The sequence below is a fragment of the Chryseobacterium sp. FW101-FHT12H09 genome, from assembly GCF_058790395.1.
Window position 1 is genome coordinate 809,245 of the sequence record NZ_JBYTCP010000001.1, and the last position, 23,511, is coordinate 832,755.

The following is a 23,511-nucleotide window of genomic DNA, read 5'->3' on the forward strand; positions in this document are numbered from 1 at the left end:
AATTTTATTTACATTTTTATTGCGGACTTTATGGCAAACTCTTCTGCAATCTGTTCAATCCATTGTGCTACATCCTCTTCTCCGGTTGCTCTCTGGTAGGTATTTCCTAAAGAAACTAAAATCTGGTGGATGAACATCTTCATCTGATCAACAGGCATTTCCTTGGTCCAAAGGTCAATTCTTAAAGCTTCCATTGTTTTTTCATCCCAAACAGAAATCATTGTTGCTTTAGTCTCTTCCTTTTCAATTCCTCCATCCTGCGCATTCCAGGTTATTAATTCAGGAATATGGTTTTCATCCAATTCAACGTCTATCGTTATCTGAGTCTTTCTCATATCAATTTTAAATTTTTCACAAAGTTAATACTTCTTGAGCTTATCTAAAATTTCTACGAAATTATCTTCATCAGGAAATGGACTATTTAGGTTGAAAACTTTTCCATCAGGATCTATGATAATAAATCTTGGAATTGTCTGGATCTTATACTTGTTCATAAACTCTCGTGCGTCTGATAACCAATATTGTGGCACTTTCGACGGTTTTGTTTTCAAATAATTCACCCACTTGGTTTTATCCTGATCCAAACTGATCGAAATAAACTGAATATTGCTGTAATAGCGATACTGATTACTTCGGGTATCAAATATCGGACGAATCTGTTTACATGGTCCACACCATGTCGCCCACAGATCTATGACCACATACTTTCCTCTGTATTGAGATAGTTGATGAGCTTTTCCTTTATTATCAAGGAGTTTTAAATCTAAAAATGGAGCACCTTTTTGAGAGATATTAAGCTGCTCGAACTTGGATTCAACCAATTTCTGATAATCAATATCTTTTAATTCTTTAATCTCTTTTGCAAAGAGCTGATTTCTTGAAAGACTATCAGATTCTAATTCCATACTTTTAACAAGATGTTTTGTTAAAAGACGATCTTTATTAATTCCATTTGGCAGAGTATTTAATTTTATAAAAAGAATACTGTCAGCATTTGATAATCTATCCTTATCAGTAAGCATTTGATCAAGTTTATATTGAATATAATCATCATTCTTGCTTAATAATAGAGTTGGGTTTTTAATTCCTGTATTTAATTCTGTCAGAAAGGAAGCTGGAGGAGCAAATTTAGGATCATCATAGGAAGTCATTTTTCTATAATTATTAATCTCATTCAAATACTGAATAGCAAGCAACTGCTTTCGGTATGCTTTATATTCATCAGAAAGTGCATGATTCTCAGAATCTGTATAATACTCAAGCCTTTTCATATTCTTTTTCCAGTCAGATTGAGCCAGCTTATAAAATTGGATGGGATCATCATTATATTTCTGCCCATCCACAGCATAAGAAAATTCAGATCCAAAGCCATCTTCCTCATTTTTGTACTCCTGTTCTGCAGATCGGTTAGAATTAAGATAATAAAGAATATGCATGGTGTTACATCGAATATTAAAGTCAAATCGATCCCCATCTCCCATCATAAAATCAATTCTTTTAGTTCCAAATTCAAGACTATATTCATCAAATGGTAAATCTTGTTTTGTTTCCCATAAAAAGATCCCATCTCTTACAGCAGCACTTCCGATCTTTTTATGAAAATCTTTAGAGAAAATCTTTATGGAGTCTATTTTCAGATCTGTACTCAATTTTCCTTTGATCACAATTCCCGAACCTTCACTATAGTAAGCTTTTGGTTTTTCTAAAATAAAGAATGCCCCAGATACCACAATTACAAAAATGCATGAAAGGATAATTTGTTTTTTACTTTTTAGAAAAGCAGTTTTGAAACTTTTTCCTCGATACCAAAAATATCCTATTATAAAAAATACAATCGCCCAAAACAAGCTTAAATATTCGCTGTATGTAACAAAATGACTAAGACTTCTTATGTTAGGAGATTTACTTAAAATATAGATGGAATTGTATGGAATATATGGAAGACTTACTCTTTCAACCAGAGAATACATATTAACAATGAGTCCAAGAATCCCCACTAAAAAAGCCCAAATAAAGCCAGGAAAAGCCACAGAAACACATAGCTGAACCGCTGCAACACCTAATATCGCGAAACATAACCTAGTAAATGTTTTCACAACCCAGAGCAAATCGAAAGTAAGCAGTTTTGTTTCACTGGGATGAATATAGAAATCCAATAAAGAAAAAAGAATACTAAATATAAAGTAAGAAGCTATACACAAAAAGCCTAAGATCAAGAGAACAATATATTTAGAAAGATACAGCTGAAATTTACTGATCGGCTGTGTTTCCATAAGTTGCCAACCATTATTCTTATGATCCACCTGAGCAATTCTATTTGCTGTAATAATAATGTAAAGCAGCAGAAAGAAAAGAGAAAAAGCTTTGAAAGTATCGGTTATAGTGCTTTCAAAAACGGAGGCTGGAAGATCTTCTGCAGTAATAAATCCTGGATTAAAAGTTTGATTCAAAAAACCGATAAGAGGAATTAAAGCACCTAGGATCAATCCTAAATAAACCAATCCAAGTCCTTTTATCTTTAGCCATTCAGTATTGACCAATATGAGTAATTTTTTCATTTTGTGTTGATTTTTAATTTTTTGTTATTTCCATGAACCAATCTTCCAATCCTGCACTATTTTTGATCTCAAAAATCTCAGCCTCGTTCATCACCAGCATTTTATTAAGCCTGATAATATCTTCTCTGGACTGAACGGTTATTTCTATTGTGTTTGCATCAATTATTTTTGCTGAATAATACTCAGGAATACTTTGGACAAAATTGGCAGCATTATTCAACCCTATCCGTAAATGATTATGGCGGTAATGGCTATTTAATTCTTCTACACTTCCTGAAAATTTAATGGTACCATTCGAGATAATAGCCAAATGAGTAACCATCTTTTCAACTTCCTGTAATAAATGACTTGAAATAAATATCGTAATTCCCTGCTCTTTATTAAGCTTTAGAAGCAGCTCCCTAATTTCCAGCATTCCGTTGGGGTCAAGACCATTAACAGGTTCATCCAGAATTAAGAGCTCTGGTTTTCCAAGAAGCGCCATGGCAATTGCCAACCTTTGCTTCATTCCGAGTGAATATTTTTTCATCTTCATTTTTCTGCTATCCCAAAGATCTACCAAATTCAAAACCCTTTCGCATTCTGAATCAGGAAGGCCTCTCAGCTTAGAGAGAATAACAAGATTATCCCATCCGGATAAGTGGTCGTAAAAAGCAGGACTGTCAATTAAGCTTCCAATTTTTTGAAACCCTTCAGGATAAAGCTGAGATAACTTTTGGTTAAAAATATCAATCGTATTGCTTTCATCAGGAAGACTTCCCAACATTAACTTCATGGTAGTTGATTTTCCGGCGCCATTGGCTCCAAGAAAGCCAAAAATACTTCCTCTAGGGACTGATAAACTTACATTTTTAAGAATGAGTTTATTTTGAGAGAATCCATAACTTAAGTTTTGGATTTTAATTAAATTTTCCATGCATATTGTATTGATAGGTGTTAAAAAATAAAAAAGACCCCCTGCGTTTCGCAAAAGGTCTTATATAGGTGTTAGAAGTGATCTATTTTGTTACACTTGGTTTATAACCAGACTGGTTAAATATTTCAGTGCCATCCATTTTAAGAAAATCTGTAAGCTTTGTTTCAGGCTTTTCTTGTAGGTATTTTTTAGATATCTGCCATCCTGTAAAAATTCCGATCTGAGGAGAAGATTCATTATCGATATCTGTATAAAACTTGGAAAAAGGCCCCGGTGAAATAAACCGTTCTTCTAATCTGTGATCATCTCCAAACAATAAATTACTTTCCACAAAATAATTCCAGATATTGCCTTCATTACCCACTGCCCAATTATATTGCTGTTTGGTATAATTCATTTTCAAATAATCCGGAGTATCAGGTAAAAACGCATCCTGAAGGATCATTATCTTTCCATTAAACATTAACTGATCGATAAATTTCTGATGATCCGTAGAAAAAGGAACAATATTTTCCGCAAACATTCTGGATACTTTAGGAACCATATTATTGGGATTCATTGATTTTTGGAAATACATTTCTAATCCTTTGTAATTAGGATTTTTATCGCCCATAAATCCGGAAATATCTATAAATAAAAGGTTTCCTTTTTCGTCATAAAAAATAGGATCCTGAATCATCTGTAATGCAGATGAAAAAAGATATACTTTCGGGCTTTTGAATTTTGGAAAATAATATTTTATATGTGAAAACAATTCCTGAAGTTCCTTCTGAAGTTTCACCTGATCTATTTTAGAAGCAGCCTCTTTATAGATCTTTATCTCTTCAACATCTGTTCTTCTCTTTCTAAAATCTTCATCAGAAACCGTTCCCTGAAACCAGGGAAACTCAGCCTTAAATTTTTCCAATGGAATATTCTGGTCATAGAATTGTTTGGAAATATCGGTCAGTTCTACTTTTTCAACAGGATCTTTCAATTCGACTTTCCATTGGTTCTGAGATTCTTTTTTACAAGAATAAAGTGCCAAAACTAAAATCGAAGAAAGCGCAATAGTTCTAAAAATCTTCATTATTTTTACATGAAATTTAAGTGTACGAAAATACGGATTTAAACACAATGTCATCATGAAAAATAAAATAAACACCTTGTTTCATTATAAATTTTCATTTTTCTATTGCTTAAAGTCTTTTCTTATATTGAATTTTTAAAAAAAACAAACTAATGCAACTAGAAACTGAAAGACTCATTTTAAGAAGGCTCGAAGATCATGATGCTGAGCGCCTTTTTCTTCTCGACTCCAACCCGGAAGTGGTGAAGTATGTAGGTACACCTCCTGTAACGGATATTAAAGAATCTGAAAATATAATTAAAATGATCCAGCAGCAATATAAAGATACTGGTGTTGGAAGACTTGCTGTGATCGAAAAAGAAAGTAACTTACTTATTGGATGGAGCGGGTTAAAATTTATTACCAAAGAGATAAATGGTTACAATAATATTTATGAATTAGGTTATCGTTTTATTCCAGAATTTTGGGGCAAAGGTTATGCCGTAGAATCTGCAAAGGCGTCTTTAGATTTTGGTTTTAATGATCTTGATAAAGAGATAATTTATGCATGCGCTCATTGTGAAAATGACGGTTCTATTCATGTTTTAAAAAAATTAGGATTTGAAAAAACCGGAGAATTTGAAGAACCCGATGGACTTTGTTTTTGGTATGAATTAAAGCGTGAAAAATACAGTTCAAACTAATGATCTTAAGGCAGGAACAGGAAAAAGATTATTCTCAGGTTTTCAATCTTGTAGAAGAGGCATTTAAAGATGCTGACTACAGTGATCATCAGGAACATTTTTTAGTAGAAAAGCTTAGAAAGTCTGATGCTTTCATTCCTGAATTATCTATTGTTGCAGAAATAAACAACGAAATTGTTGGCCATATCCTTTTCACAAAGCTTTTTATTCGAAGTGATTCGGAAATCTTTAGCTCCTTATCATTAGCACCCGTTTCAGTAAAACCTGAATATCAAAGTAAAGGAATAGGAAGCGAGCTGATAGAATATGGACATAAGATCGCAAAAGAATTAGGTTATGAATCTGTAATTTTAATAGGTCACGAAAATTATTATCCAAAGTTTGGATATAAAAAAACAACTAATTTTGGAATCACTTTTCCTTTTGAGATTCCGGAAGAAAATGGAATGGCTATAGAACTAATACAAGATGGTTTAAAAAATGTAAAAGGGGTAGTAAAATACCGCAAAGAATTTGGAATAGATTAAAAATATAAATAATGCAGACACAAAAAATAATTGATCATATTGTAAGCTGGCTAAAAGAGTATGCTGAAAAGTCAAAAGTAAATGGATATGTAATTGGAGTTTCAGGAGGGGTAGATTCTGGGGTAGTTTCTACACTGGCGGCAATGACAGGGCTGAAAACCTTATTAATTGAAATGCCGATCCGTCAGAAAGAAGATCAGGTAAACCGTGCTTGGGAACATATGAATGACTTGAAATCGAGATTTCCCAATGTAGAAGTAATGTCTGTTAATTTAACTCCCGCTTTTGAAGAACTGTATAAAACCTTTGATGTAAAAGATGATCTTTATCCCAATGAAAAATTGGCTTTCGCTAATACAAGGGCTCGTTTAAGAATGCTTACTTTATATTATTATGGGCAGATCAATGGATTATTGGTTTGTGGAACAGGAAATAAAGTAGAAGATTTTGGAATCGGATTTTATACGAAATATGGTGACGGTGGTGTCGATGTATCTCCTATTGCTGATCTCTATAAAACCGAGGTTTACAAATTGGCAACCGCTTTAAATCTGGTTAAGAATATTCAGGAGGCTATTCCTACGGATGGGCTTTGGGATGCCGAAAGAACGGACGAACAACAAATTGGTGCCACATATCCTGAGCTTGAAAAAATTCAAAAAGAATATGGAACCAAGACTGTAGAAGATTACGAAGGACGTGATAAGGAAGTATTTTTAATTTTCGACAGAATGCATAAAGCAGCACAACATAAGATAAATCCTATTCCTGTTTGTGATGTTCCTGAAGAATGGCGATCTTAATTTGTAAATTATGAATAGTAAAATGAGACCTTTATTTTTTGCCTGTCTTGGACTTTTATTCGGAATGTCCGTGATGTATGTATTTAATAAATTTTCGGATCCCAAAAAAGATGTTCAGGGTCCAAAAGTAGAATATAGCAGTACTTCAGCCAATTCAGCGGATCAACAGACTATCGATCAGTTGACGGCTGAGAAAACCGTGATTACTTATGTAAAACAAAACCATAAACTTCCAGATTATTACATGACAAAAAATGAAGCCCGAAACCAAGGCTGGAATCCTTCTAAGGGAAATCTTTGTGAAGTTTTACCAGGAAGAGCAATTGGTGGTGACCACTTTGGTAACAGAGAAGGTGGTCTTCCGAAGGGTGATCAGTATTTTGAAGCAGATGTTAACTACAGCTGTGGAAACAGAAATGCAGATCGAATTATCTTTACAAAAAACGGCGATGTTTACCTGACTAAAAACCATTACAAAAGTTTTGAAAAGCAGTAGTTTTTTCTTATTTATACTCTCAATAATTATACTTTCCTGTTCGGATAAACCGCAAATATCAGAAAAGGAAAACAATGGGATGATCATATTAGTTCAGCCTTTTAAAGATTTAAACCCTGAAAGCGTAAAATTTGTAACTAATGAGATAAAGAAAATCTATCCAAAGATAAAAGTTTTGGAACCCTTAGATTTGCCTAAAAATGCCTATTATAATGATAGAAGACGTTATAAAGCAGATTCGATAATCAAATTTCTAAGTGAAAAAACTAAAGAGGGTTTTGTAACCATTGGGTTAACCTCAAAAGATATTAGCACAACTAAGGGCAAAGTAAGTGATTTTGGAATCATGGGTTTGGGTTATAGACCTGGAAAAGCATGTGTTGCTTCAAACTTTAGATTAAATAAAGAAAAAAACGATGAACAGCTTTTTAAAATTGCTATTCATGAAATTGGTCATACACAAGGACTAAAACACTGTCCTGAGAAAAAGTGTTTTATGAGAAGTGCAGAAGGTAAAAATCCTACAGATGAGGAAATTGATTTCTGCCCAAAATGTAAAACTTTTTTAAAAAATAAAAATTGGAAATTCAACTTAATATGAAAACAGTATATATAGATTTTACGGATATAGGAGATTATGAGGATTTTTATACTCAGTTAAAAGAAAAGATCAGTTTACCGGAATATTTTGGAGATAACCTTGATGCACTCTATGATGTTATTACTGGTGAACTGGAAATGCCTCTCCATCTGGAATTTGTGAATTTAACCGTGGATCAGTTGGAAATTTTTGAAGATTTACTGACGACTCTTGAAGATGCAGAGGAACAAATGGAAGACTTCACTTTCAGTTACTATCTTGAGCAATATGAGGATGAGGATGCATCCGAAGACCAAGAATAATTAAAGAACATAATAAAATAAAACTCGCAGATTGTTCTGCGAGTTTTTTGGCCTAAGTCATGTAAAAGTGTCCAATTTTTATCTTTACTGTTTAATGAATTTTAGATTCTGTGAGATTTCCCCCCTCACAAAAATTTGCAGTATATAATTCCCCGTTGATAACGATGATACATCAATTTGATGTCCCTCAGCATCAGAGGTCATTATTTTCTGACCGACCATATTATAAATTTCAGCTTTTTCAATTTTTTCAACTCCTTTAAAATAGATGATGTCTTTAACCGGATTAGGATAAATAGATAGTCCTGAAACTTGTTTTGTCACTTCATGAGTTGATAGGAATTCCGAAAGATCCAGATAAAATGCAACAATCTGATTAGAAGAATTTGTCCCTATTCCTGCTATTTTTTTACCATCCTTGGAAATAGCCAAAGGCAGTGACATGATTACACCTTGGGTAGCAATACCCAAACTTGTGGCATAATCATTTAAATTAATTCTCCCTCCTCCAGCTGTCCATATAAAGCCTTCTCCAGACATTGGTGGTGCTGCAAATGGCCTGAAAAAGCCTATTACCGTTCCGCCATCAGCGGAAATTCCGGTTGCTCCACCTCTGAAGAAGGCTGAGGAATTAGGATGTGTTATATAGGTGAGACCCGTAGTATTGTTCCATACATACGGATTGGGCATACTCGCTCCTATTATTGTATTTCCATCAGCAGAAACGTCTCCAGCCTCCCCTACATTATTTCCACTACCGTCGGTAATATAACTTTCAACTCCATTTACCCATTTTGCACCACTTCTTGTGCCATCGTCTTCATCTTGCCAACCGACGATTACTGTTCCATTTTCATTGACTGCGTTTGCTCTTGAACTTCTTCCGGAAACCATACTACCAAGATCAACCATTCCATTTTGAGAATTCCATTTTATGGCATGTGCGTTAGCTGCACTTATCCAGCCTAGTCCTACAATAGTATTTCCATCAGTACTCATTCCCCAGGTTGAACTTACGGAGCCATCCCAACCGGTAGGCACAAGCCCACCAAGATTAGTCCATGTAGAGTTTGTTGTATTGTAGATGGATACTTCATTAAATCCAGTGATTGTGTTGGTTACAGAGGATGCTATTCTTGAGCCATCACTATTAACCATCGTTCTTCCTGCAGCTGGATAACCATTAGAAATCGTTCCTATTTGCGATAATCCGTTTGCGGCATCCCATTTAAAAATTCCGCCGCCACTGGTATGCATACTTACTACTCCATTACCGGAGATCGCTCCTACCGTATAATTTCCGGTTGCCATTACCGTTAATTGCGCATTTGCCACAAAGGACAGGTTACACAAAAAACAAGCGTATAAAGCTTTCATTGAAATTTTGTAAAATTTTCTCATATTTCTTTGGTGTTAATATTTTGAATTGGTGGAAACAATATTAATATTATATTTACCTTTTTAAAAGAATTTGACTTACATAATTCGTGAAATTTAAAAGAATTAAAAATTTAAACAATTAAAAATCAATAAATTACAAAAATTCAACTTTGAAGACAGATTTTAAGACGATTGACGAAAACCATAAGAAAAACGAATTATTTTCAACTAAAAACGCTAAAAACAGAATACTCATACTGGCTATATTTGTGTGTTGCATTTTTATCAATGGACAGTCTGGTCCTGACTTTACCATTTTAGCGGATAAAGCTTTTCAGAAACTCTATCAAAACCCTGATGACTGCATCAGCTATTCTCAAAGCTTATTGATAAGTGACCAAAATACTGAACACAAAATCATTTTACAGAATATTATTTCACAGGCTTATGCCATGAAAGGAGATTATGTACAATCTGTTAATGCTTCTGCACAGAAAGATGATACTGAAAAAGATCGGGATATTTCTTATTTTATGCAGCTATTTGGAGAGTATAACCTGGCCGATCAGTATCAGAATCTTGATCTTTATAATCAATCTCAAAAAATCATTTCAAGCCTTTTATCTGATACTAAATTACTGAAAAATGAAAGTCCAAAATCAAAAATAACGATTGCTAAACTTTACCAGCTACAAGCCATTAACTCAGCTATTATAAGAAATTATAGTACAGCTTTTGATAACTTAAATAAAAGTGATCAATATATCGATTTTCATAATGAGGAAAACCGAATGATAGGTTTTGAAAATAAAATTTTTCGCGCTTCTTATTTAATGCGACAAAATAAATATAATGATGCTAAAATTCTCCTTGATCAGGTGATCATTAATTTAGAAAAAGAATCTCGTCAGCCATTTTTATCTGCATTGGCTTATGAAAATCTATCCCGTTATTATTTTCTCACTGAAAATTATAAAATGGCCATTGATAAACTGGAAAAGGGACTTTTGGAAATTGAAAATCTACCTTACAATAATTTAAAATCGAAAATTTATGAGTCTTTAGCAAAAACTTATTTTGCTTTACATAATGATACTAAATACCACGAATATAATAAGCTTTATCTCGAGATAAAATCCAAATTAGACTCTAATCAAAAAGAAGGCATACGTTACATTGTAAAATTGGTGGAAACCTATCAGAACAATAATCTTGAATTTCAGAGACAAAATCAATCTAAAAAATTATGGCTATTAATTGTTGTTCTCATATCATCAATAACAAGCTTGATCGTTTACTTTCTGATAGAAAAAAGAAGAAATAAAGACTTAAAGAAGCAGGTATATTTCTTTGAAAAACAGAAAAAAAGAGAACGTCCAATTCCAATAGCAACTTATCACAAAGAGAAACAGGAAAAAATTATCATTGATAGAACTGCAGAAAAAGATTCCAATAAGATTTCAAAAGAGAAAGAAATTGAAATTTTACAAAAGCTGGATGATTGGGAACAATCTGATCGTTACCTTAATAAAAGCATGTCACTTTCTACCTTATCGGCGCAAATGGGTGTGAATACAAAATACCTTTCTGAAGTGATTAACAATAGCAAAGGGAAAAATTTCAATGGATATATTAACGAATTAAGAATCAATCATATTGCTCATCTATTAAAAACAGATCCTGCTTTTCTTCATTATAAAGTAAGTTATCTGGCAGAGTTTTCGGGATTTTCGTCACACAGTGCTTTTACCACAGTATTTAAGTCGGTTACGGGAATGTCTCCCAATTCTTACATTCAGGAAATCACTAAAAACAAAATGTCATGAAGCTCACTATAATCATCCTTTTATTACTGATCCCGCCATTTTTTTTATATGGACAGAAAATTTCTGATGATTCCCTGATCAAAAAAGCACGTCTTGAGATTTATGACAATCCTGACAATGCAATTATGATAGGAAAAAAATTACTAAAAGAAGAAAAGGATATTAATCAATCCATTACCATTTATCTATTATTGTCAACGGCCAATATTGCGAAAAGAAACTTCGACGAATCTTTACAATACATTCTTAAAGCAAAGGATCTGGCTCAAAAAACAAATGATTTAAAAACACAAATCAGTGTACTCGTGTCTGTAGGAATACAGTATCAACAAATGGAACTTTTCAGTAAAAGTCTTGAAACACTTGATGAAGCTGATCATTATTTAGCGCAGCTTCAAGAAGACACTCCTGAAAAATATATTGAAACGGCTAGAAGTTATGCAATCCGGGGAATGATCTATAAAAGTCAGTCCAATTCCGAAATTGCTCTGGAAAAATTACTGATATCTATTCAAAATTTTGAAAAAGTAAAAAGCAAAAAAACAACCTATGCGAATATGAGCGTTGTTTATTATAATATTGGATACTGCTATCTTAATTTGAATCAAAGAGAAGAAGCTCATGCAGCATTTGTACAATCTGTAAACTATGCTGAAAAGCTAAATGCAAAAAGTCTTAAAGCCTTTGCTCTAAAAGGTATGGCAGAGATGTTTAAGCAAAATCGCGAAAATGAAAAAGCTTTGGACCTTTTGGTTCAGGCTGAAAATCTTTGTAAAAATACGGGAGACCTTATTCTTAATGAGGGAATCTATAAAGAAATGTCGGAAAACTATCTGGCTATGGGAAAACCCGATCTCTATCAGACCTATAACAGAAAGTATTTTGAGATGCGTTTTAAAAGAGAACAAAGTGAGCTAAGTTCTATTAATCATTCAATTGACAATCACAATAAAGAAACTTTAAAGAAAACCCAGGAACTAAAAGACAGATATAAGTATCTTACAATTGGAATTATCCTGTTAGGAACTGCTGTTATAGGCATCATTATTTATTTAATCATAAAGATCAGGAAACAGAACAGCAAATACCATAAAGAGATCCAGTCCTTGATCAGATCTTGATTTTATAAAAAAAGCACTCCATTTAGAGTGCTTTTACAATTTATATTTTCTGAAGGATTATTTACCTATCACTTCCGTAATAGGATTTCCAACATTTCCACTTGGGAATTGGATTTTCAATAAAGAAGAAACAGTAGGTGCAATATCTGTCATGTTGTACGGTTTATTGCTTTCTCCGTGCTGAATACCCCATCCCATAAATAATAAGGGAATATGAGAATCATAAGAGTTCCATACACTGTGTGATGTTCCAGTTTTTGCATAAGAAGGAAGCATAGAATCATGAGATATCAGTTGAATATCACCACTTCTCTGTCTGTTGATCCCGTTGATAATTCTCTGCTTGATAGGTTCCGGAATTGTTGCTTCCTGAACTTCAACTACAGAAACAGCATATAAAACCGTTGGATCATTTTCCAATTCCTTGATGGTAAAATCTCTTACATCATCCAATTCTATCTTGTTTTCTTTTAACAGCTTTCTATCGAAATAAATCTGGTAATTGTCTACAGCATTGATCAGTTTATCTACACCGAATTTTTCTTTCAGTTTCTGATTGATATCTTTCTGACTGTTTTCACCAAAGAAACCTGTTGGAATTTTATGCTCTTCTAAAAATCCTACAGAATGAGCTCCACCATGGTCTGCAGATAAGAAAACGGTATATTCTCCTTTTCCTACTTTAGAATCAAGGTAGCTAAAGAATTCTGCAAGATCCTGATCCAATCTTAAATAGACATCTTCCACTTCAATAGAGTTAGGTCCGAATTTATGTCCCGCATAGTCCGTAGAAGCAAGATTGATCGCCAGGAAATCTGTGACATTATCACTTCCCAGTTTTTCACCATCTACAGAAGCTTCTGCCAACTTTAATGTCAAGGTATTTCCAAAAGGTGTATATCGGATATTATCTTTTTTCTCTTTATAATCTTTTGCTAAATTACTGTAAGGGAAAGTAGGTGTTTTTGAACTTCCTAAAAGACCTTCCCAAGCAGAATTATCAGGTGAACTTTCTGTATATTGATTGATAGGTAATAAAGTATTCCATCCATTAGAAACTAACTTTTCAGGTAAATTCTGAGAATTGAAAGATTTTAACCATTGTGGCAGATCATTCATATACCAGCTGCTGGTAATAAAATTCCCGGTAGAATCATCAAACCAAAAAGCTCCGTTTGGGGTGTGTCCTGCGGGAAGAATAGAAGCACGGTCTTTTAAAGACACTCCAATTACTTTTGCCTGGAAATTTGTTGCCAGTTTTAATTCGTCAGTAACTGTAGTTGACCACAGATTTTTTGGGGAATGACTTCCTATTCTGGTACTGGTCGTTCCAACCGGTTGTACGCTTTCATCGGTTGTACAGTAAACATTTTTTCCTGTTTCTTTATCGGTCCAGTCATTTCCTGCAATCCCATGAATCGCGGGAACTGATCCTGTATAAATACAAGTATGTCCTAAAGCTGTTATTGTTGGAACATAAGGAATATGAACATTGTTTAATGCATATCCGGTATTTAATAATCTTTTGAAACCGTCATTTCCATATTTACTGTAAAAACGGTACAAGTAGTCCCAACGCATCTGGTCTACTACTAAACCTACAACTAATTTTGGTCTTTCTAATTGAGAATTTTTGTTCTTCTGAGCATCAATTGTAACTACGGACAACATGGTAAGTGCCGCAATTGAAATTTTCCTAAGCATCTAGTAAATTTTTATTGAAAGCAAATTTAAGGGTTTTGAAAGTTTTGCAGTATGAAATTTTGATTAAATTTGAGATAGATTAAATATTTAGAATTATTGGAAAGAACAATAGAGGAAATCAAAGTTCAATCAATTGACAAGCTTCCACCGATTGATTATATCAAAAATATTCCTCGAAACAAAAAACTTAAAATATTATTTGACAAATCTATTCAGGGTTTAAGAGAGAATGTTGGAAAGGATTTAAGAAAGCAACTTTCAGGTTTTCAAATTGCTATTCATACTATTGAACCTGAAATCAACATTGTCAAGTTGATTACTGATGAAGAGATTATTGCAAATCAAGTGTTTTTTGAAAACTGTGCAAAGGACTACCGAAAGCTCGGTGAAGAATTGGTTTTCATGTTTGCTCACAAGAAAAAAATAAGATTTAATCACAAATTTCCATCTATAATGTTTAATCATTTTAAAGGAAAAGAACAAAAGGGAAAAGTAGGAGATTGGAAGTACTTCATTCACGGTTTTCATTGTCATTTTGGAAATATTAACACAAAACAAGAGATTGAAGTTCCTTTTATGTTTGGGATGGAATTTGGAGATTTAGATCCTTATTTTTTTATACAATTTATAAAGTCTTCTACAAAATACTATCCTTTACCTGTAAATATATATGAAGATTTTGCCGATGGACAAAGAATCATTGAAGTTATGTTGAATCTTGACTTATTTGAAAAAATTACTTCAAATTTTAAAGATCATACTGGAGTTGTAGTAACTGATAGGGATAAAGTTGAAATTGCAGTTTTTAATGATAATGAAGAATATTACCATCCTAAATTTAATTTATTAGAATTTTTAGGGCTTAAACGTAAAAATTTACAGTAAAATTTAATTTACTTAAAAAGCAGTTAACTATGTTCTTATTAGATTTTAAGTCTAGATAAATAAGATATTAATAATAATTTAACACCACAAAAATGCTATCACAAGAACTTAATCACGAGGAGGATAATGAACCTTCATTCGATCCTTCTCACTGGAACTCTCATTACATTTATGGATTTATCAATGGTAATCCACTGCAACAAATTTCAGATAAAGAAGCGGTGTCCGAAATTATAAGAAATACAGTTGGCAATCAAGGTTTCATTGCAATAGATTCTATTTTCCATCCCTATTACCTTGTCAATCAAAAAGGGGCAACGGCATGGGACCTCGCCTGGTTTTCCATTTATCTTAAAGAAAAAAAGGCGATCGCAGAAATTGCCAATAATGAAACTGCTATGGTTGTAGAATCACAAAATTTAGGCTTAGACCAATTCATGGTCTGGCCAAATGATAGTCTGGATCCCAATAAACATCAACAATATCAAAAATTTGTTCCTTTTATATTTCCTTATCTTACTTATTCGAAGAATGAGGAAAACCCTCCTCACTGGACAAAAATGATCGAGGCTGAGATAGAGTTGCAGGGGCATGCTGAAACCTATATTGAAAATTTCAATTCTGTATTTTCTCAATTTGTCTCAGGACATATAATGACTTTAGGGTTTGGTCAATTTGATAGAAATAATCCTGATGATCTCCTTGAAAGATTTACTGATTTCTATGAAAATAATATTGCAAACCAATAAATCTCACATTAATCTTTCATGATAGAAATTAAAAAACTGGAAAAACTCCCATCTAATCCAACGATCAATTGGGGATTTAATGGATATGAAACAGATACCATATTTGTAGTTTCCGCCATTGAAATGAATAATACTTTTGAATTTTCGTTGAGAGAGAAAAAACAACAGTATAAAAAGACATGGGAAACAAGTCCTGATGATATCACTGAACTCAATGAAATAATAGAACAGGGACATTCTTTTGGAGCCTATGAAGAAGATGAATTAGTAGGGTGGCTGATCGCTGAATTCAGGGAATGGAATAACAGCTATTACATAGAAAATATTCTGATCGATGAAAAATTCAGAGGGCAGGATATCGGAAAGCAACTTCTAAAAAAGGCAAACAGAGAAGCCAGAAATTTAAAGTGCAGAATAGTGGAACTGGAAACTCAAAACACCAACTACCCTGCTATAAAATTCTATCAGCGGGCAGGATTTGCCTTAACAGGAATCAATACCAAGCTGTATAATAATTCTACAGAAACGGCTTTATATATGAGTTTTGATGTCGAATAATCTGCAGTTTAAAACATCTACCATTCGCTTAGAATTCTTGACCGATGAGACAGTCCCCAAAAATGTAATTCATCCAGCACTTTTTCAAGGGACAAACCGTGTTCTGTAATAGAGTATTGCACTTTTGGTGGAACTGTATCAAAAGCTTCCCTTTCGATAAGTTTATTCGTTTCCAAAAGCTTCAGTTCTTTGGATAGCATTTTATCTGTTATTCCAATAACTTCTTTTGAAAGTTCTTTAAATCTTTTAGGTTTTTCAGATAAAGAAAATAAAATAAGCAATTTCCATTTCCCTTCTACAGCATCCAAAGCATCCTTGATAGAAAGCATAGTTTTAGGACATCCCCCTTTTGATAACATAAGTCTTTGATTTTTATATTACTTTCCGATCAGAAAGCGCTATCCACCTGGAAAGCAAGCATTTTCGGATAACAAAAGTAAGTAATTTTGATCCATCAATTTTAAAGAATTACTATAAAATGAAAACATCAAAAATTTTAAATATCTCACTCTGGACCGTACAAATTTTCCTGTCTACATCTCTAATTTGGGCATCTTCAATGAAACTCTTTCAACCTATCGATGAACTATCTAAAATATGGCCATGGACGGCTGCAAACAGAGGATTAGTAATCATAACCGGCATTTTTGATGCAACAGCAGCGATCGGGCTTATTTTACCAAATCTAATCAACCCAAAAACCAGATTCACAATATATGCGGCTTATGGAGTAATTCTGTTAATGATTTCAGCTTCAATTTTTCACATTTCCCGTGGAGAAATCTCACAGATCGGAATCAATATATTCTTTCTTCTCATCTCCATTTATATTGTATGGGGTAAAAATAAACAACTGGGAAAATTAAATTCAATCGACAAAATCAATTAAAGATATTGTAAATTTTATTTTGTACCGAATGGTACAATTACATACCTTTGTTTCATCAAAATAGAGAAACCATGGCAGGGAGACCTAAAATATTCGACGAACATCAAGCTATTGAGAAAGCGATTCATGTTTTCAAAGATAAAGGCTATGATACTGCTTCTGCGGATGAGCTACTGAATGCGATGGGTATAGGAAAAGGAAGTTTCTATCTTGCTTTTAAAGGTGGAAAACGTGAATTGTATATTCGTTCTATTGAACAGTTTGCGGAAGGTTTTAATAACAGTTTTCTAGAACAACTTTCCAAATCAGATAATCAAATTGAATTCATCAAGCAATTCTTTTTGAAATTAGCTGAAGCACACAATTGCGATGAAGAACGTGGATGTTACCTTGGAAATGCTTTGGTACAACTCTCTGACAAAGACAATGAGGTAAAACGGATCTCTGTTGGTTTTCTTAAAAATTTACAGCAGGTATTTGCAGAAGCAATTAGAAAAGCACAATCCACCGAGCAAATAAAAAATAATGAAGAGGCCGAAATTTTAGCCTGGCATCTTACTAATTTGTGGAATGGACTTCATGTGACCAGACGCATGGAAGATTCACCCAAAATATTTCGCTCCCTTATTGAAATGAATTTAAAAATACTCGAATAAATTTTTTTAAACAATTTTGTACCAAATAGTACAATAATAAAATTTAATATATTTAAAACAAAAGTTATGAACATTACAAACAACACTATCCTTATTACAGGAGGAGGATCAGGAATCGGTTTAGAAATTGCAAAAGCATTGAACCCATCAAACAAAGTTATCATTGTAGGAAGAAACAAGGAAAAGCTGGATGCTGCGGCTAAAGATTTAGACAATGTTTTCACCATTCAGGCTGATATTACAGATGAAAATGATGTTAACAGATTGGTAGAGGAAATCAAAACTAATTTTGGGGAATTAAATATCCTGATTAATAATGCAGCTAATGCTTATGCATATACACTTTCTGATTCTTCGGATACCTACACCAAAGCTTTAGCGGAATTTACAACTAATTACTTCGCACCTATCCGCTTGACAGAAAAATTGCTTCCTTTATTAAAACAACAGAATGAAGCTGCAATCGTAAATGTCTCTTCTATTGTAGCATTTGTTCCTGGATCTCATGTACCGACTTACTCAGATTCTAAAGCTGCTCTACGTTCTTACACAAGATTACTACGATATGAATTGGCAAAAGACACGAGTGTAAAAGTTTTTGAATTAATGCCGCCTTTAGTAAACACTGAATTTTCAGTAGAAATTGGTGGTCGTGAAAATGGCATCCCAGCTTCTGAAGTAGCCGGAGATCTGATAAAAGCATTTCAGAATGATGTTTACGAAGTACGTGTTGGAAATACTGAATTATTGTATAACAATTTCTTTGCAAGTTCAGAAGCTGCTTTCAGTACATTCAATAATTAAACAATCTCTGTTATTTCGGGCGAAGCTAAGAAATCTTTTATACAATTGACTTAACTCGAATGTAAATTAAATGGTTAATACATCAAAAGCAATTAAGGCAATTAAGCTTTGATTGCTTTTTTCTTTTCTATCTTCTAAATTGAACTCTACAACAAACAAAAATTGAACTCCACAACAAAATCTTCAGTTTAATTTATAAGGAACTTTGTCTTATAAAATTTAAAAGAATTATGGAAAATTTAGAGTCAAGAAAAACAGTATTAGTAACAGGTGGGACAGGATTCGTAGGAATACATACCATCCTCCAATTATTACAGCAGGGATATAAAGTAAAAACAACAATCCGTTCGCTTGCTAAAAAAGATGTTGTATTGAAAGCATTAGAAGAAGGTGGAATTACAGATTTCACGCTCCTTTCATTTTATGAAACAGATCTTACAAGTGATCGTAATTGGGATGAAGCTGTAAAAGGTTGTGATTATGTGCTTCATGTGGCATCTCCCTTCCCTGCTCAGGATCCGAAAGACGAAAATGAACTGATCATTCCCGCCAGAGATGGCGCTTTACGTGTATTAAAAGCTTCCCGTGGTGCAGGCGTAAAAAGAGTAGTACTTACCTCATCTTTTGCGGCAGTGGGCTACAGTAATGACACGAAAGGACATATTTTCACGGAAAAGGACTGGACAGATGTAGATGCAGATCTTCCACCGTATATCAAATCAAAGACCGTAGCTGAAAAAACCGCCTGGGAATTTATTGAAAAAGAAGGTAATGGTATGGAGTTAACCGTTATTAATCCTGTCGGGATTTTTGGTCCAATTGTAGGGGGAATTTCTTCCGCGTCATTGGATATTGCCGTTGCAGGAATTATTGATGGGACAACCAATTACAATCCAAACTTTACGATGGGAGTAGTTGATGTCAGAGATGTTGCAGATATTCATATCAAAGCAATGCTCCATCCGAATGCTGCAGGAGAAAGGTTCATTGCTACTTCTGAAGGAGTAATGGCATTTTATGATGTGGCACAACTTATTAAAGCAAAAAGACCAGAGTATTCTTCAAGAATTCAGGATCTGAGTCCTATCGGAAGGGATTTTTATAAAGAAATTTCTAATGAAAAGGCAAAAACAATATTACACTGGATTCCCAAAAGCAGAGAAGAGGCACTATTAGCGAGTGCAGACAGTTTAAAGGTAAAAGCATAAATTTGTTATATCAAAAGAAATAGTACATTGAAATTTAACAACATACAATCCTGCTACCTCGGTCCTGAGATATCACCGGAACAATTCATCCCGGAGCATTTCTTTCTATTTTTACTGAAGGGCTCCATGATTTCATATGACGGTTATAAACACTACACTATGAAACCGGGAGACTATTGTATTGCAAGGAAAAATCATCTGGTACGGTATACAAAGCATAAGGAAGATGGAGTCTTTGAGAAAGTAATTATATCTTTTGACGAAACATTTTTAAGAAAATTTCTGGAACGTCACCCCTACTCTGCAGAACCAACAGAAAACAATGACTCTTTCCTGTTCATTAATGAAGATAAACTGATTAAAAATTTTATCCACTCATTAGAACCATATTATAATGGGACTGAGCAGTTGGACAGTATTTTTGTTGATATTAAAAGAGAGGAACTATTAATGATCTTATTAAAAAACAATCCTGAATTGAAAAATATCTTTTTCAATTTTAATGTTCCTTATAAAATCGATCTGGAATCTTTTATGAACCATAATTTTAAATTCAACATCAGTCTGGAACGTTTTGCTTTTATGACGGGACGGAGTTTATCTACTTTTAAACGTGAATTTAAAACCATCTTCAATATGCCTCCGGGTAAATGGTTAATGAATAAACGTTTGCAGGAAGCTTATTTTTTGCTGGATAAAGAACATAAAAAACCTACAGAAATTTATATCGATCTCGGTTTCGAAGATCTCTCCCACTTCTCTTATGTTTTCAAAAAACAGTATGGCTTCTCTCCAGCACATTTGAGTCATAAAACAGTTTTGTAATCTTCAAATTAGTTTAATATGCGCTTATTTAATCACAACAACGTGTATTAAATAATTTTTATTACATTAGTAATCAATAAATTAAAACTTAGTAATATGAAAAATTTAAAGAAACTAACGAGAAGAGATTTAGTATTAATCAGTGGCGGAGATACTGCTTATGCATTTTGCCTTGATGGGGTTTGCCCTCCAGCGGGTCCTGGTTATGACACCTATTGTAGTGGAGATGTATGTTACAAAAGTCCTAAAGCAGGTGGTGGACCTGGAGGAGGATGTCATGAACCAAAACGTTTTTGCCAAGAATGGGAAACCGGATGCGGATGTATTTATTTTTAATAGTTGAAAAAAAATCAGTAACAGTAAAACGCATCTTTTGGATGCGTTTTTACATTATTCTAACAATCAATATATTTTATAAAGAATTAATATAATTTTCATAACCACTTTTATCTAATACCTCTTTTGGGGTAAGCTTATAAATATCTTTCCAGGAATTCGTTCCGTGTTTCTCTACATATTTTTCTACGATTCTGAATCCTAACCAATAATTCAAGGTCTTTGGAGCTTGTGGGAAAAGTTTTTTCTTATCATTCTTCAATAATGGATTATCTCCTGAAGTATCTGAAAAATAGGGTTTCACGCTCATAAAGATCTTTTTTTCATTTTTAAGATACCAGGACCAATTTTCCTGTGACATATTTTCTACAGCATGATATCTTTCCATTTTACCTTCAAAAAATATCCAGGTAAAATAACATGCAAAACCTTCATCAATTGTTTGGCTTAATGCAGAATTTTTGTTAATGTCGTGGTTCCTGAACTTTTCATAAACAAGATGGTTGAGCTCATGTGGTAAACCTTTTTCCAATGTAAATTCAGGATCTGTACTGTCATTATTCAGTTCAAGTGCAAACTGATCAGCCTTACAGCCACCGAAACCGATTCCTGTAAATGGTGTAAAAAGTATACTTATGGTAGCTTTAGGTTGATATGGTACCATCTGGCTGAACTTTTTTAGATTTGTTGTTAATATCCGGTTGAGATTCAGTTTTAAAAGTTTCTGTGTCTTACTATCAAATTCAGCTTTATGTTTTGGATACAACGTTTTATTCCATTGTATCATACCTTCAGGATTATTATATAAGCCAGCATTTTTTTCACCAAAAATAACCGCATAGCAACTATCCCAAAGTTTTTGATGGGATTTGTATACTTTGTCAACGATCATCCTTTCATCAAAAGAATCATTACGATGCGCCAGTATCTGATACTTGAAAATATTTTTAACCACTATATCATTCACCTTGATACTGTCAGCCACTTTATTAAGATCTCTTTCAAAAGAATTTTCGGGATTTAATTTTTGGTTTGTTGAACAAAAATATACGGTCACAACAGAGAATATTAATAAAGTTGTTCTTTTCATTTTGAGTTTTAGTTTAATCTTACTATTAATTCGACTTCGATATTCTTAGTTGCCCTTAATAAATTTCATTCTTCCAAAAATACCAGTACAAGACCAAGCCTAAAGATTTATTGGGATATCCGTATTATTTAAAATCAAAAAATGCAATATTTTCATTTCAGATAAGCAGGTTGTCTACCTATTAGACATTTCAAAGTTAATTTTTATTACAAATGAAATAAGTAAGTAGGGAAATATTTAATCATATTTTAAGGAAATCATCCAAAATGGAGATTATTTTTCAATCAAAAATTTTCTCTTACCGTTTCTTAGGATCAGGTATTAAAATTTTATAGTAATTAAAAAAAATAAAGGTTTATTAATAATTTAATGATGTGTTAAAAATAGACTTCTTCTTTATTAATACTTTTGACCAGATCTAATTGTTTATGTTGTACATTATAATGGTTGTCATTCTGCAGGCAATTATTACGCTTGCCGTTTTACTTTTTCTGGCTCAAAACAGAAAATCTTTCCTCAATATGCTACTGCTATATATTGTAACTGTCATATTGGATATGGGTTATGAGTACTTCATTATAAATAGGTTTGGTTATGAATCTATTCTTTATGAAATCCCTGGAAGCTTAAGGATCTTTAAAGGCTTAATATTTTTATATATTACTTTTAATTTTATAGAATTCAAATGGCGTGATAAGTTAAAGTATTTACTGTACCCTTTCTCTCTGATCGTTCTGCTTCATACTTTTGCTTTATCGGCTAAGTTGTTTGGGTACCAAGAGGCGGATGCTATTATTCATTTCTACAAAACCTATTTCGTTAACTATTACATTCATTATTGGGCATGTAGTCTTATCATTTGTATTTTCCTATTGTATAAATATCAGAATAAGATTCAAAATCCTTTATTTAAACAATTTCGTTTATTTCTGTCTTTTATCTTAGCAAGCATGTTAGCATTTTGGTGCAGTTTTAAATTTGGTTTTGACATTCTCTTATTTCAAAAAATATATACCCTTTTATTCCTGGTTCAGTTTGCCTGGATTTTGTACGTTTATGTTTTAACGCACCAGGAGCAGCTCAAAAAAAATATGCAGCAACCTGTTGTAGAGGTTGTCATTAAGGAAAAATACCAGTATAAAGACTTATCTAAAATAGATTTTGAAAAAATAAAAATCTGTATAGAAGAATTTTATAGTGAAAGTCAGGAATATCTGGAAGATACCTTTACATTGGATCATCTTGCCCGGCATTTATCTGTTTCCAGAACGGATCTTACCATTACTTTTAACCAGTATCTGACTTCCAATTTCCATGAATACACCAATCGAAACAGGGTATTACGGTTCAAACGTATGTTGGAAGAAGAACCTGATGCCAATGTTACAGATCTCGCTTACCAGTGTGGCTTCAAGTCTAAATCTACTTTTTACAAATATTTCAAAAAGGAATTCAACTGCCTTCCAACCGAGTATGCGTTCTAGTAAAAACTAATGTTACTATAACTTAATATTCACAAACAACT

Annotated in this window: 26 protein-coding genes; 18 read left to right on the top strand and 8 right to left on the bottom strand. The window is 33.2% G+C overall.

The genetic code is table 11. The annotated features are described in order from the left end of the window. Positions 1-8: 8 nt before the first annotated feature. The 4 genes from gldC to gldB form a co-directional block, all read right to left on the bottom strand. Positions 9-335: a gliding motility protein GldC gene (gldC, locus tag AC3WRL_RS03655; protein WP_214832359.1), complete on the bottom strand. Its 327-nt coding sequence runs from the start codon at positions 333-335 to the stop codon at positions 9-11. Positions 336-359: 24 nt separating this feature from the next. Next, complete coding sequence (locus tag AC3WRL_RS03660) at positions 360-2,558, bottom strand: thioredoxin-like domain-containing protein (protein ID WP_492329752.1); 2,199 nt, start codon at positions 2,556-2,558, stop codon at positions 360-362. 13 nt (positions 2,559-2,571) lie between these two features. After that, positions 2,572-3,474: an ABC transporter ATP-binding protein gene (locus AC3WRL_RS03665; protein WP_214832363.1), complete on the bottom strand. Its 903-nt coding sequence runs from the start codon at positions 3,472-3,474 to the stop codon at positions 2,572-2,574. Positions 3,475-3,556: 82 nt separating this feature from the next. Further along, on the bottom strand, positions 3,557-4,543 hold the full coding sequence (gldB, locus tag AC3WRL_RS03670) for a gliding motility lipoprotein GldB (protein WP_492329753.1): 987 nt from the start codon (positions 4,541-4,543) through the stop codon (positions 3,557-3,559). Between the two features lie 152 nt (positions 4,544-4,695). Here gldB and AC3WRL_RS03675 point away from each other — a divergent pair, with 152 nt between their 5' ends. The 6 genes from AC3WRL_RS03675 (at position 4,696) to AC3WRL_RS03700 (ending at position 7,955) form a co-directional block, all read left to right on the top strand. Beyond that, a complete protein-coding gene (locus AC3WRL_RS03675; RefSeq protein ID WP_492329754.1) occupies positions 4,696-5,226 on the top strand; it encodes a GNAT family N-acetyltransferase in 531 nt (176 codons plus the stop codon). Beyond that, positions 5,226-5,753: a GNAT family N-acetyltransferase gene (locus AC3WRL_RS03680; protein WP_492329755.1), complete on the top strand. Its 528-nt coding sequence runs from the start codon at positions 5,226-5,228 to the stop codon at positions 5,751-5,753. The genes AC3WRL_RS03675 and AC3WRL_RS03680 overlap by 1 nt, the downstream gene beginning before the upstream one ends. Positions 5,754-5,764: 11 nt before the next feature. Beyond that, positions 5,765-6,556, top strand: coding sequence for an NAD(+) synthase (nadE, locus tag AC3WRL_RS03685; RefSeq protein ID WP_214832376.1), 792 nt, complete (start codon positions 5,765-5,767; stop codon positions 6,554-6,556). A 10-nt stretch (positions 6,557-6,566) separates the two neighbouring features. Further along, positions 6,567-7,052, top strand: coding sequence for a ribonuclease domain-containing protein (locus AC3WRL_RS03690; protein WP_214832383.1), 486 nt, complete (start codon positions 6,567-6,569; stop codon positions 7,050-7,052). Positions 7,053-7,131: 79 nt separating this feature from the next. Next, positions 7,132-7,653, top strand: coding sequence for a matrixin family metalloprotease (locus AC3WRL_RS03695; RefSeq protein WP_261511219.1), 522 nt, complete (start codon positions 7,132-7,134; stop codon positions 7,651-7,653). Continuing rightward, complete coding sequence (locus AC3WRL_RS03700) at positions 7,650-7,955, top strand: barstar family protein (RefSeq protein WP_214832395.1); 306 nt, start codon at positions 7,650-7,652, stop codon at positions 7,953-7,955. Before AC3WRL_RS03695 ends, AC3WRL_RS03700 begins: the two co-directional genes overlap by 4 nt. 84 nt (positions 7,956-8,039) lie before the next feature. Here the strand turns inward: AC3WRL_RS03700 and AC3WRL_RS03705 are convergent, their stop codons facing one another. After that, on the bottom strand, positions 8,040-9,332 hold the full coding sequence (locus tag AC3WRL_RS03705; RefSeq protein ID WP_251040622.1) for a T9SS type A sorting domain-containing protein: 1,293 nt from the start codon (positions 9,330-9,332) through the stop codon (positions 8,040-8,042). Between the two features lie 173 nt (positions 9,333-9,505). Between AC3WRL_RS03705 and AC3WRL_RS03710 the strand changes: the two genes are divergently transcribed. Continuing rightward, the gene (locus tag AC3WRL_RS03710; RefSeq protein WP_492329756.1) at positions 9,506-11,161 is read left to right on the top strand and encodes a helix-turn-helix domain-containing protein; all 1,656 of its coding nucleotides are present in this window, start codon (positions 9,506-9,508) and stop codon (positions 11,159-11,161) included. After that, complete coding sequence (locus AC3WRL_RS03715; RefSeq protein WP_492329757.1) at positions 11,158-12,282, top strand: tetratricopeptide repeat protein; 1,125 nt, start codon at positions 11,158-11,160, stop codon at positions 12,280-12,282. Before AC3WRL_RS03710 ends, AC3WRL_RS03715 begins: the two co-directional genes overlap by 4 nt. Positions 12,283-12,339: 57 nt before the next feature. Here AC3WRL_RS03715 and pafA read toward each other — a convergent pair whose 3' ends face one another. Next, positions 12,340-13,986 carry an alkaline phosphatase PafA gene (pafA, locus tag AC3WRL_RS03720; RefSeq protein ID WP_214832411.1) on the bottom strand — a complete coding sequence of 549 codons (1,647 nt, stop codon included), beginning with the start codon at positions 13,984-13,986 and terminating at the stop codon, positions 12,340-12,342. Positions 13,987-14,082: 96 nt separating this feature from the next. Between pafA and AC3WRL_RS03725 the strand changes: the two genes are divergently transcribed. The 3 genes from AC3WRL_RS03725 to AC3WRL_RS03735 all read left to right on the top strand — a co-directional run bounded on the left by AC3WRL_RS03725 (position 14,083) and on the right by AC3WRL_RS03735 (position 16,178). Beyond that, positions 14,083-14,871, top strand: a complete 789-nt coding sequence (locus tag AC3WRL_RS03725) for a DUF6896 domain-containing protein (protein ID WP_492329758.1) — start codon at positions 14,083-14,085, stop codon at positions 14,869-14,871. A 92-nt stretch (positions 14,872-14,963) separates the two neighbouring features. Further along, positions 14,964-15,620: a hypothetical protein gene (locus tag AC3WRL_RS03730; protein WP_261511213.1), complete on the top strand. Its 657-nt coding sequence runs from the start codon at positions 14,964-14,966 to the stop codon at positions 15,618-15,620. Positions 15,621-15,638: 18 nt separating this feature from the next. Next, positions 15,639-16,178 carry a GNAT family N-acetyltransferase gene (locus AC3WRL_RS03735; protein WP_492329759.1) on the top strand — a complete coding sequence of 180 codons (540 nt, stop codon included), beginning with the start codon at positions 15,639-15,641 and terminating at the stop codon, positions 16,176-16,178. Between the two features lie 17 nt (positions 16,179-16,195). Here the strand turns inward: AC3WRL_RS03735 and AC3WRL_RS03740 are convergent, their stop codons facing one another. Next, positions 16,196-16,537, bottom strand: coding sequence for a winged helix-turn-helix transcriptional regulator (locus AC3WRL_RS03740; protein WP_214832419.1), 342 nt, complete (start codon positions 16,535-16,537; stop codon positions 16,196-16,198). A gap of 119 nt (positions 16,538-16,656) precedes the next feature. Here AC3WRL_RS03740 and AC3WRL_RS03745 point away from each other — a divergent pair, with 119 nt between their 5' ends. The 6 genes from AC3WRL_RS03745 to AC3WRL_RS03770 all read left to right on the top strand — a co-directional run bounded on the left by AC3WRL_RS03745 (position 16,657) and on the right by AC3WRL_RS03770 (position 20,896). Then, positions 16,657-17,067 carry a DoxX family protein gene (locus AC3WRL_RS03745; protein WP_492329760.1) on the top strand — a complete coding sequence of 137 codons (411 nt, stop codon included), beginning with the start codon at positions 16,657-16,659 and terminating at the stop codon, positions 17,065-17,067. 71 nt (positions 17,068-17,138) lie between these two features. After that, entirely contained in the window at positions 17,139-17,723 is a 585-nt protein-coding gene (locus tag AC3WRL_RS03750) for a TetR/AcrR family transcriptional regulator (RefSeq protein ID WP_492329761.1), read from the top strand. A gap of 66 nt (positions 17,724-17,789) precedes the next feature. Further along, positions 17,790-18,527, top strand: a complete 738-nt coding sequence (locus tag AC3WRL_RS03755; protein ID WP_214832431.1) for an SDR family oxidoreductase — start codon at positions 17,790-17,792, stop codon at positions 18,525-18,527. A gap of 230 nt (positions 18,528-18,757) precedes the next feature. After that, positions 18,758-19,735: an SDR family oxidoreductase gene (locus AC3WRL_RS03760; RefSeq protein ID WP_214832434.1), complete on the top strand. Its 978-nt coding sequence runs from the start codon at positions 18,758-18,760 to the stop codon at positions 19,733-19,735. 27 nt (positions 19,736-19,762) lie between these two features. After that, a complete protein-coding gene (locus AC3WRL_RS03765; RefSeq protein WP_492329762.1) occupies positions 19,763-20,560 on the top strand; it encodes a helix-turn-helix transcriptional regulator in 798 nt (265 codons plus the stop codon). Between the two features lie 96 nt (positions 20,561-20,656). After that, positions 20,657-20,896 (top strand): hypothetical protein, encoded by a 240-nt coding sequence (locus AC3WRL_RS03770; RefSeq protein WP_492329763.1) that lies wholly within the window; start codon positions 20,657-20,659, stop codon positions 20,894-20,896. Positions 20,897-20,972: 76 nt separating this feature from the next. Here the strand turns inward: AC3WRL_RS03770 and AC3WRL_RS03775 are convergent, their stop codons facing one another. Continuing rightward, on the bottom strand, positions 20,973-21,986 hold the full coding sequence (locus tag AC3WRL_RS03775) for a DUF2268 domain-containing putative Zn-dependent protease (RefSeq protein WP_492329764.1): 1,014 nt from the start codon (positions 21,984-21,986) through the stop codon (positions 20,973-20,975). A gap of 428 nt (positions 21,987-22,414) precedes the next feature. On the opposite strand from AC3WRL_RS03775, the gene AC3WRL_RS03780 reads away from it, so the two are divergent. After that, entirely contained in the window at positions 22,415-23,470 is a 1,056-nt protein-coding gene (locus AC3WRL_RS03780; protein WP_492329765.1) for an AraC family transcriptional regulator, read from the top strand. Positions 23,471-23,511: the final 41 nt, after the last annotated feature.

Bases quoted from the DNA above. Each gene is read 5' to 3' on its own strand.
- AC3WRL_RS03675 (WP_492329754.1), top strand. From the start codon at position 4,696: ATGCAACTAGAAACTGAAAGACTCATTTTAAGAAGGCTCGAAGATCAT.
- gldB (WP_492329753.1), bottom strand. From the start codon at position 4,543: ATGAAGATTTTTAGAACTATTGCGCTTTCTTCGATTTTAGTTTTGGCA.
- AC3WRL_RS03750 (WP_492329761.1), top strand. From the start codon at position 17,139: ATGGCAGGGAGACCTAAAATATTCGACGAACATCAAGCTATTGAGAAA.
- AC3WRL_RS03690 (WP_214832383.1), top strand. From the start codon at position 6,567: ATGAATAGTAAAATGAGACCTTTATTTTTTGCCTGTCTTGGACTTTTA.
- AC3WRL_RS03770 (WP_492329763.1), top strand. From the start codon at position 20,657: ATGAAAAATTTAAAGAAACTAACGAGAAGAGATTTAGTATTAATCAGT.
- nadE (WP_214832376.1), top strand. From the start codon at position 5,765: ATGCAGACACAAAAAATAATTGATCATATTGTAAGCTGGCTAAAAGAG.
- gldC (WP_214832359.1), bottom strand. From the start codon at position 335: ATGAGAAAGACTCAGATAACGATAGACGTTGAATTGGATGAAAACCAT.
- AC3WRL_RS03680 (WP_492329755.1), top strand. From the start codon at position 5,226: ATGATCTTAAGGCAGGAACAGGAAAAAGATTATTCTCAGGTTTTCAAT.
- AC3WRL_RS03730 (WP_261511213.1), top strand. From the start codon at position 14,964: ATGCTATCACAAGAACTTAATCACGAGGAGGATAATGAACCTTCATTC.
- AC3WRL_RS03780 (WP_492329765.1), top strand. From the start codon at position 22,415: ATGTTGTACATTATAATGGTTGTCATTCTGCAGGCAATTATTACGCTT.
- AC3WRL_RS03705 (WP_251040622.1), bottom strand. From the start codon at position 9,332: ATGAAAGCTTTATACGCTTGTTTTTTGTGTAACCTGTCCTTTGTGGCA.
- AC3WRL_RS03760 (WP_214832434.1), top strand. From the start codon at position 18,758: ATGGAAAATTTAGAGTCAAGAAAAACAGTATTAGTAACAGGTGGGACA.
- AC3WRL_RS03660 (WP_492329752.1), bottom strand. From the start codon at position 2,558: ATGAAAAAATTACTCATATTGGTCAATACTGAATGGCTAAAGATAAAA.
- AC3WRL_RS03715 (WP_492329757.1), top strand. From the start codon at position 11,158: ATGAAGCTCACTATAATCATCCTTTTATTACTGATCCCGCCATTTTTT.
- AC3WRL_RS03700 (WP_214832395.1), top strand. From the start codon at position 7,650: ATGAAAACAGTATATATAGATTTTACGGATATAGGAGATTATGAGGAT.
- AC3WRL_RS03755 (WP_214832431.1), top strand. From the start codon at position 17,790: ATGAACATTACAAACAACACTATCCTTATTACAGGAGGAGGATCAGGA.
- AC3WRL_RS03740 (WP_214832419.1), bottom strand. From the start codon at position 16,537: ATGTTATCAAAAGGGGGATGTCCTAAAACTATGCTTTCTATCAAGGAT.
- AC3WRL_RS03775 (WP_492329764.1), bottom strand. From the start codon at position 21,986: ATGAAAAGAACAACTTTATTAATATTCTCTGTTGTGACCGTATATTTT.
- pafA (WP_214832411.1), bottom strand. From the start codon at position 13,986: ATGCTTAGGAAAATTTCAATTGCGGCACTTACCATGTTGTCCGTAGTT.
- AC3WRL_RS03745 (WP_492329760.1), top strand. From the start codon at position 16,657: ATGAAAACATCAAAAATTTTAAATATCTCACTCTGGACCGTACAAATT.
- AC3WRL_RS03665 (WP_214832363.1), bottom strand. From the start codon at position 3,474: ATGGAAAATTTAATTAAAATCCAAAACTTAAGTTATGGATTCTCTCAA.
- AC3WRL_RS03735 (WP_492329759.1), top strand. From the start codon at position 15,639: ATGATAGAAATTAAAAAACTGGAAAAACTCCCATCTAATCCAACGATC.
- AC3WRL_RS03695 (WP_261511219.1), top strand. From the start codon at position 7,132: ATGATCATATTAGTTCAGCCTTTTAAAGATTTAAACCCTGAAAGCGTA.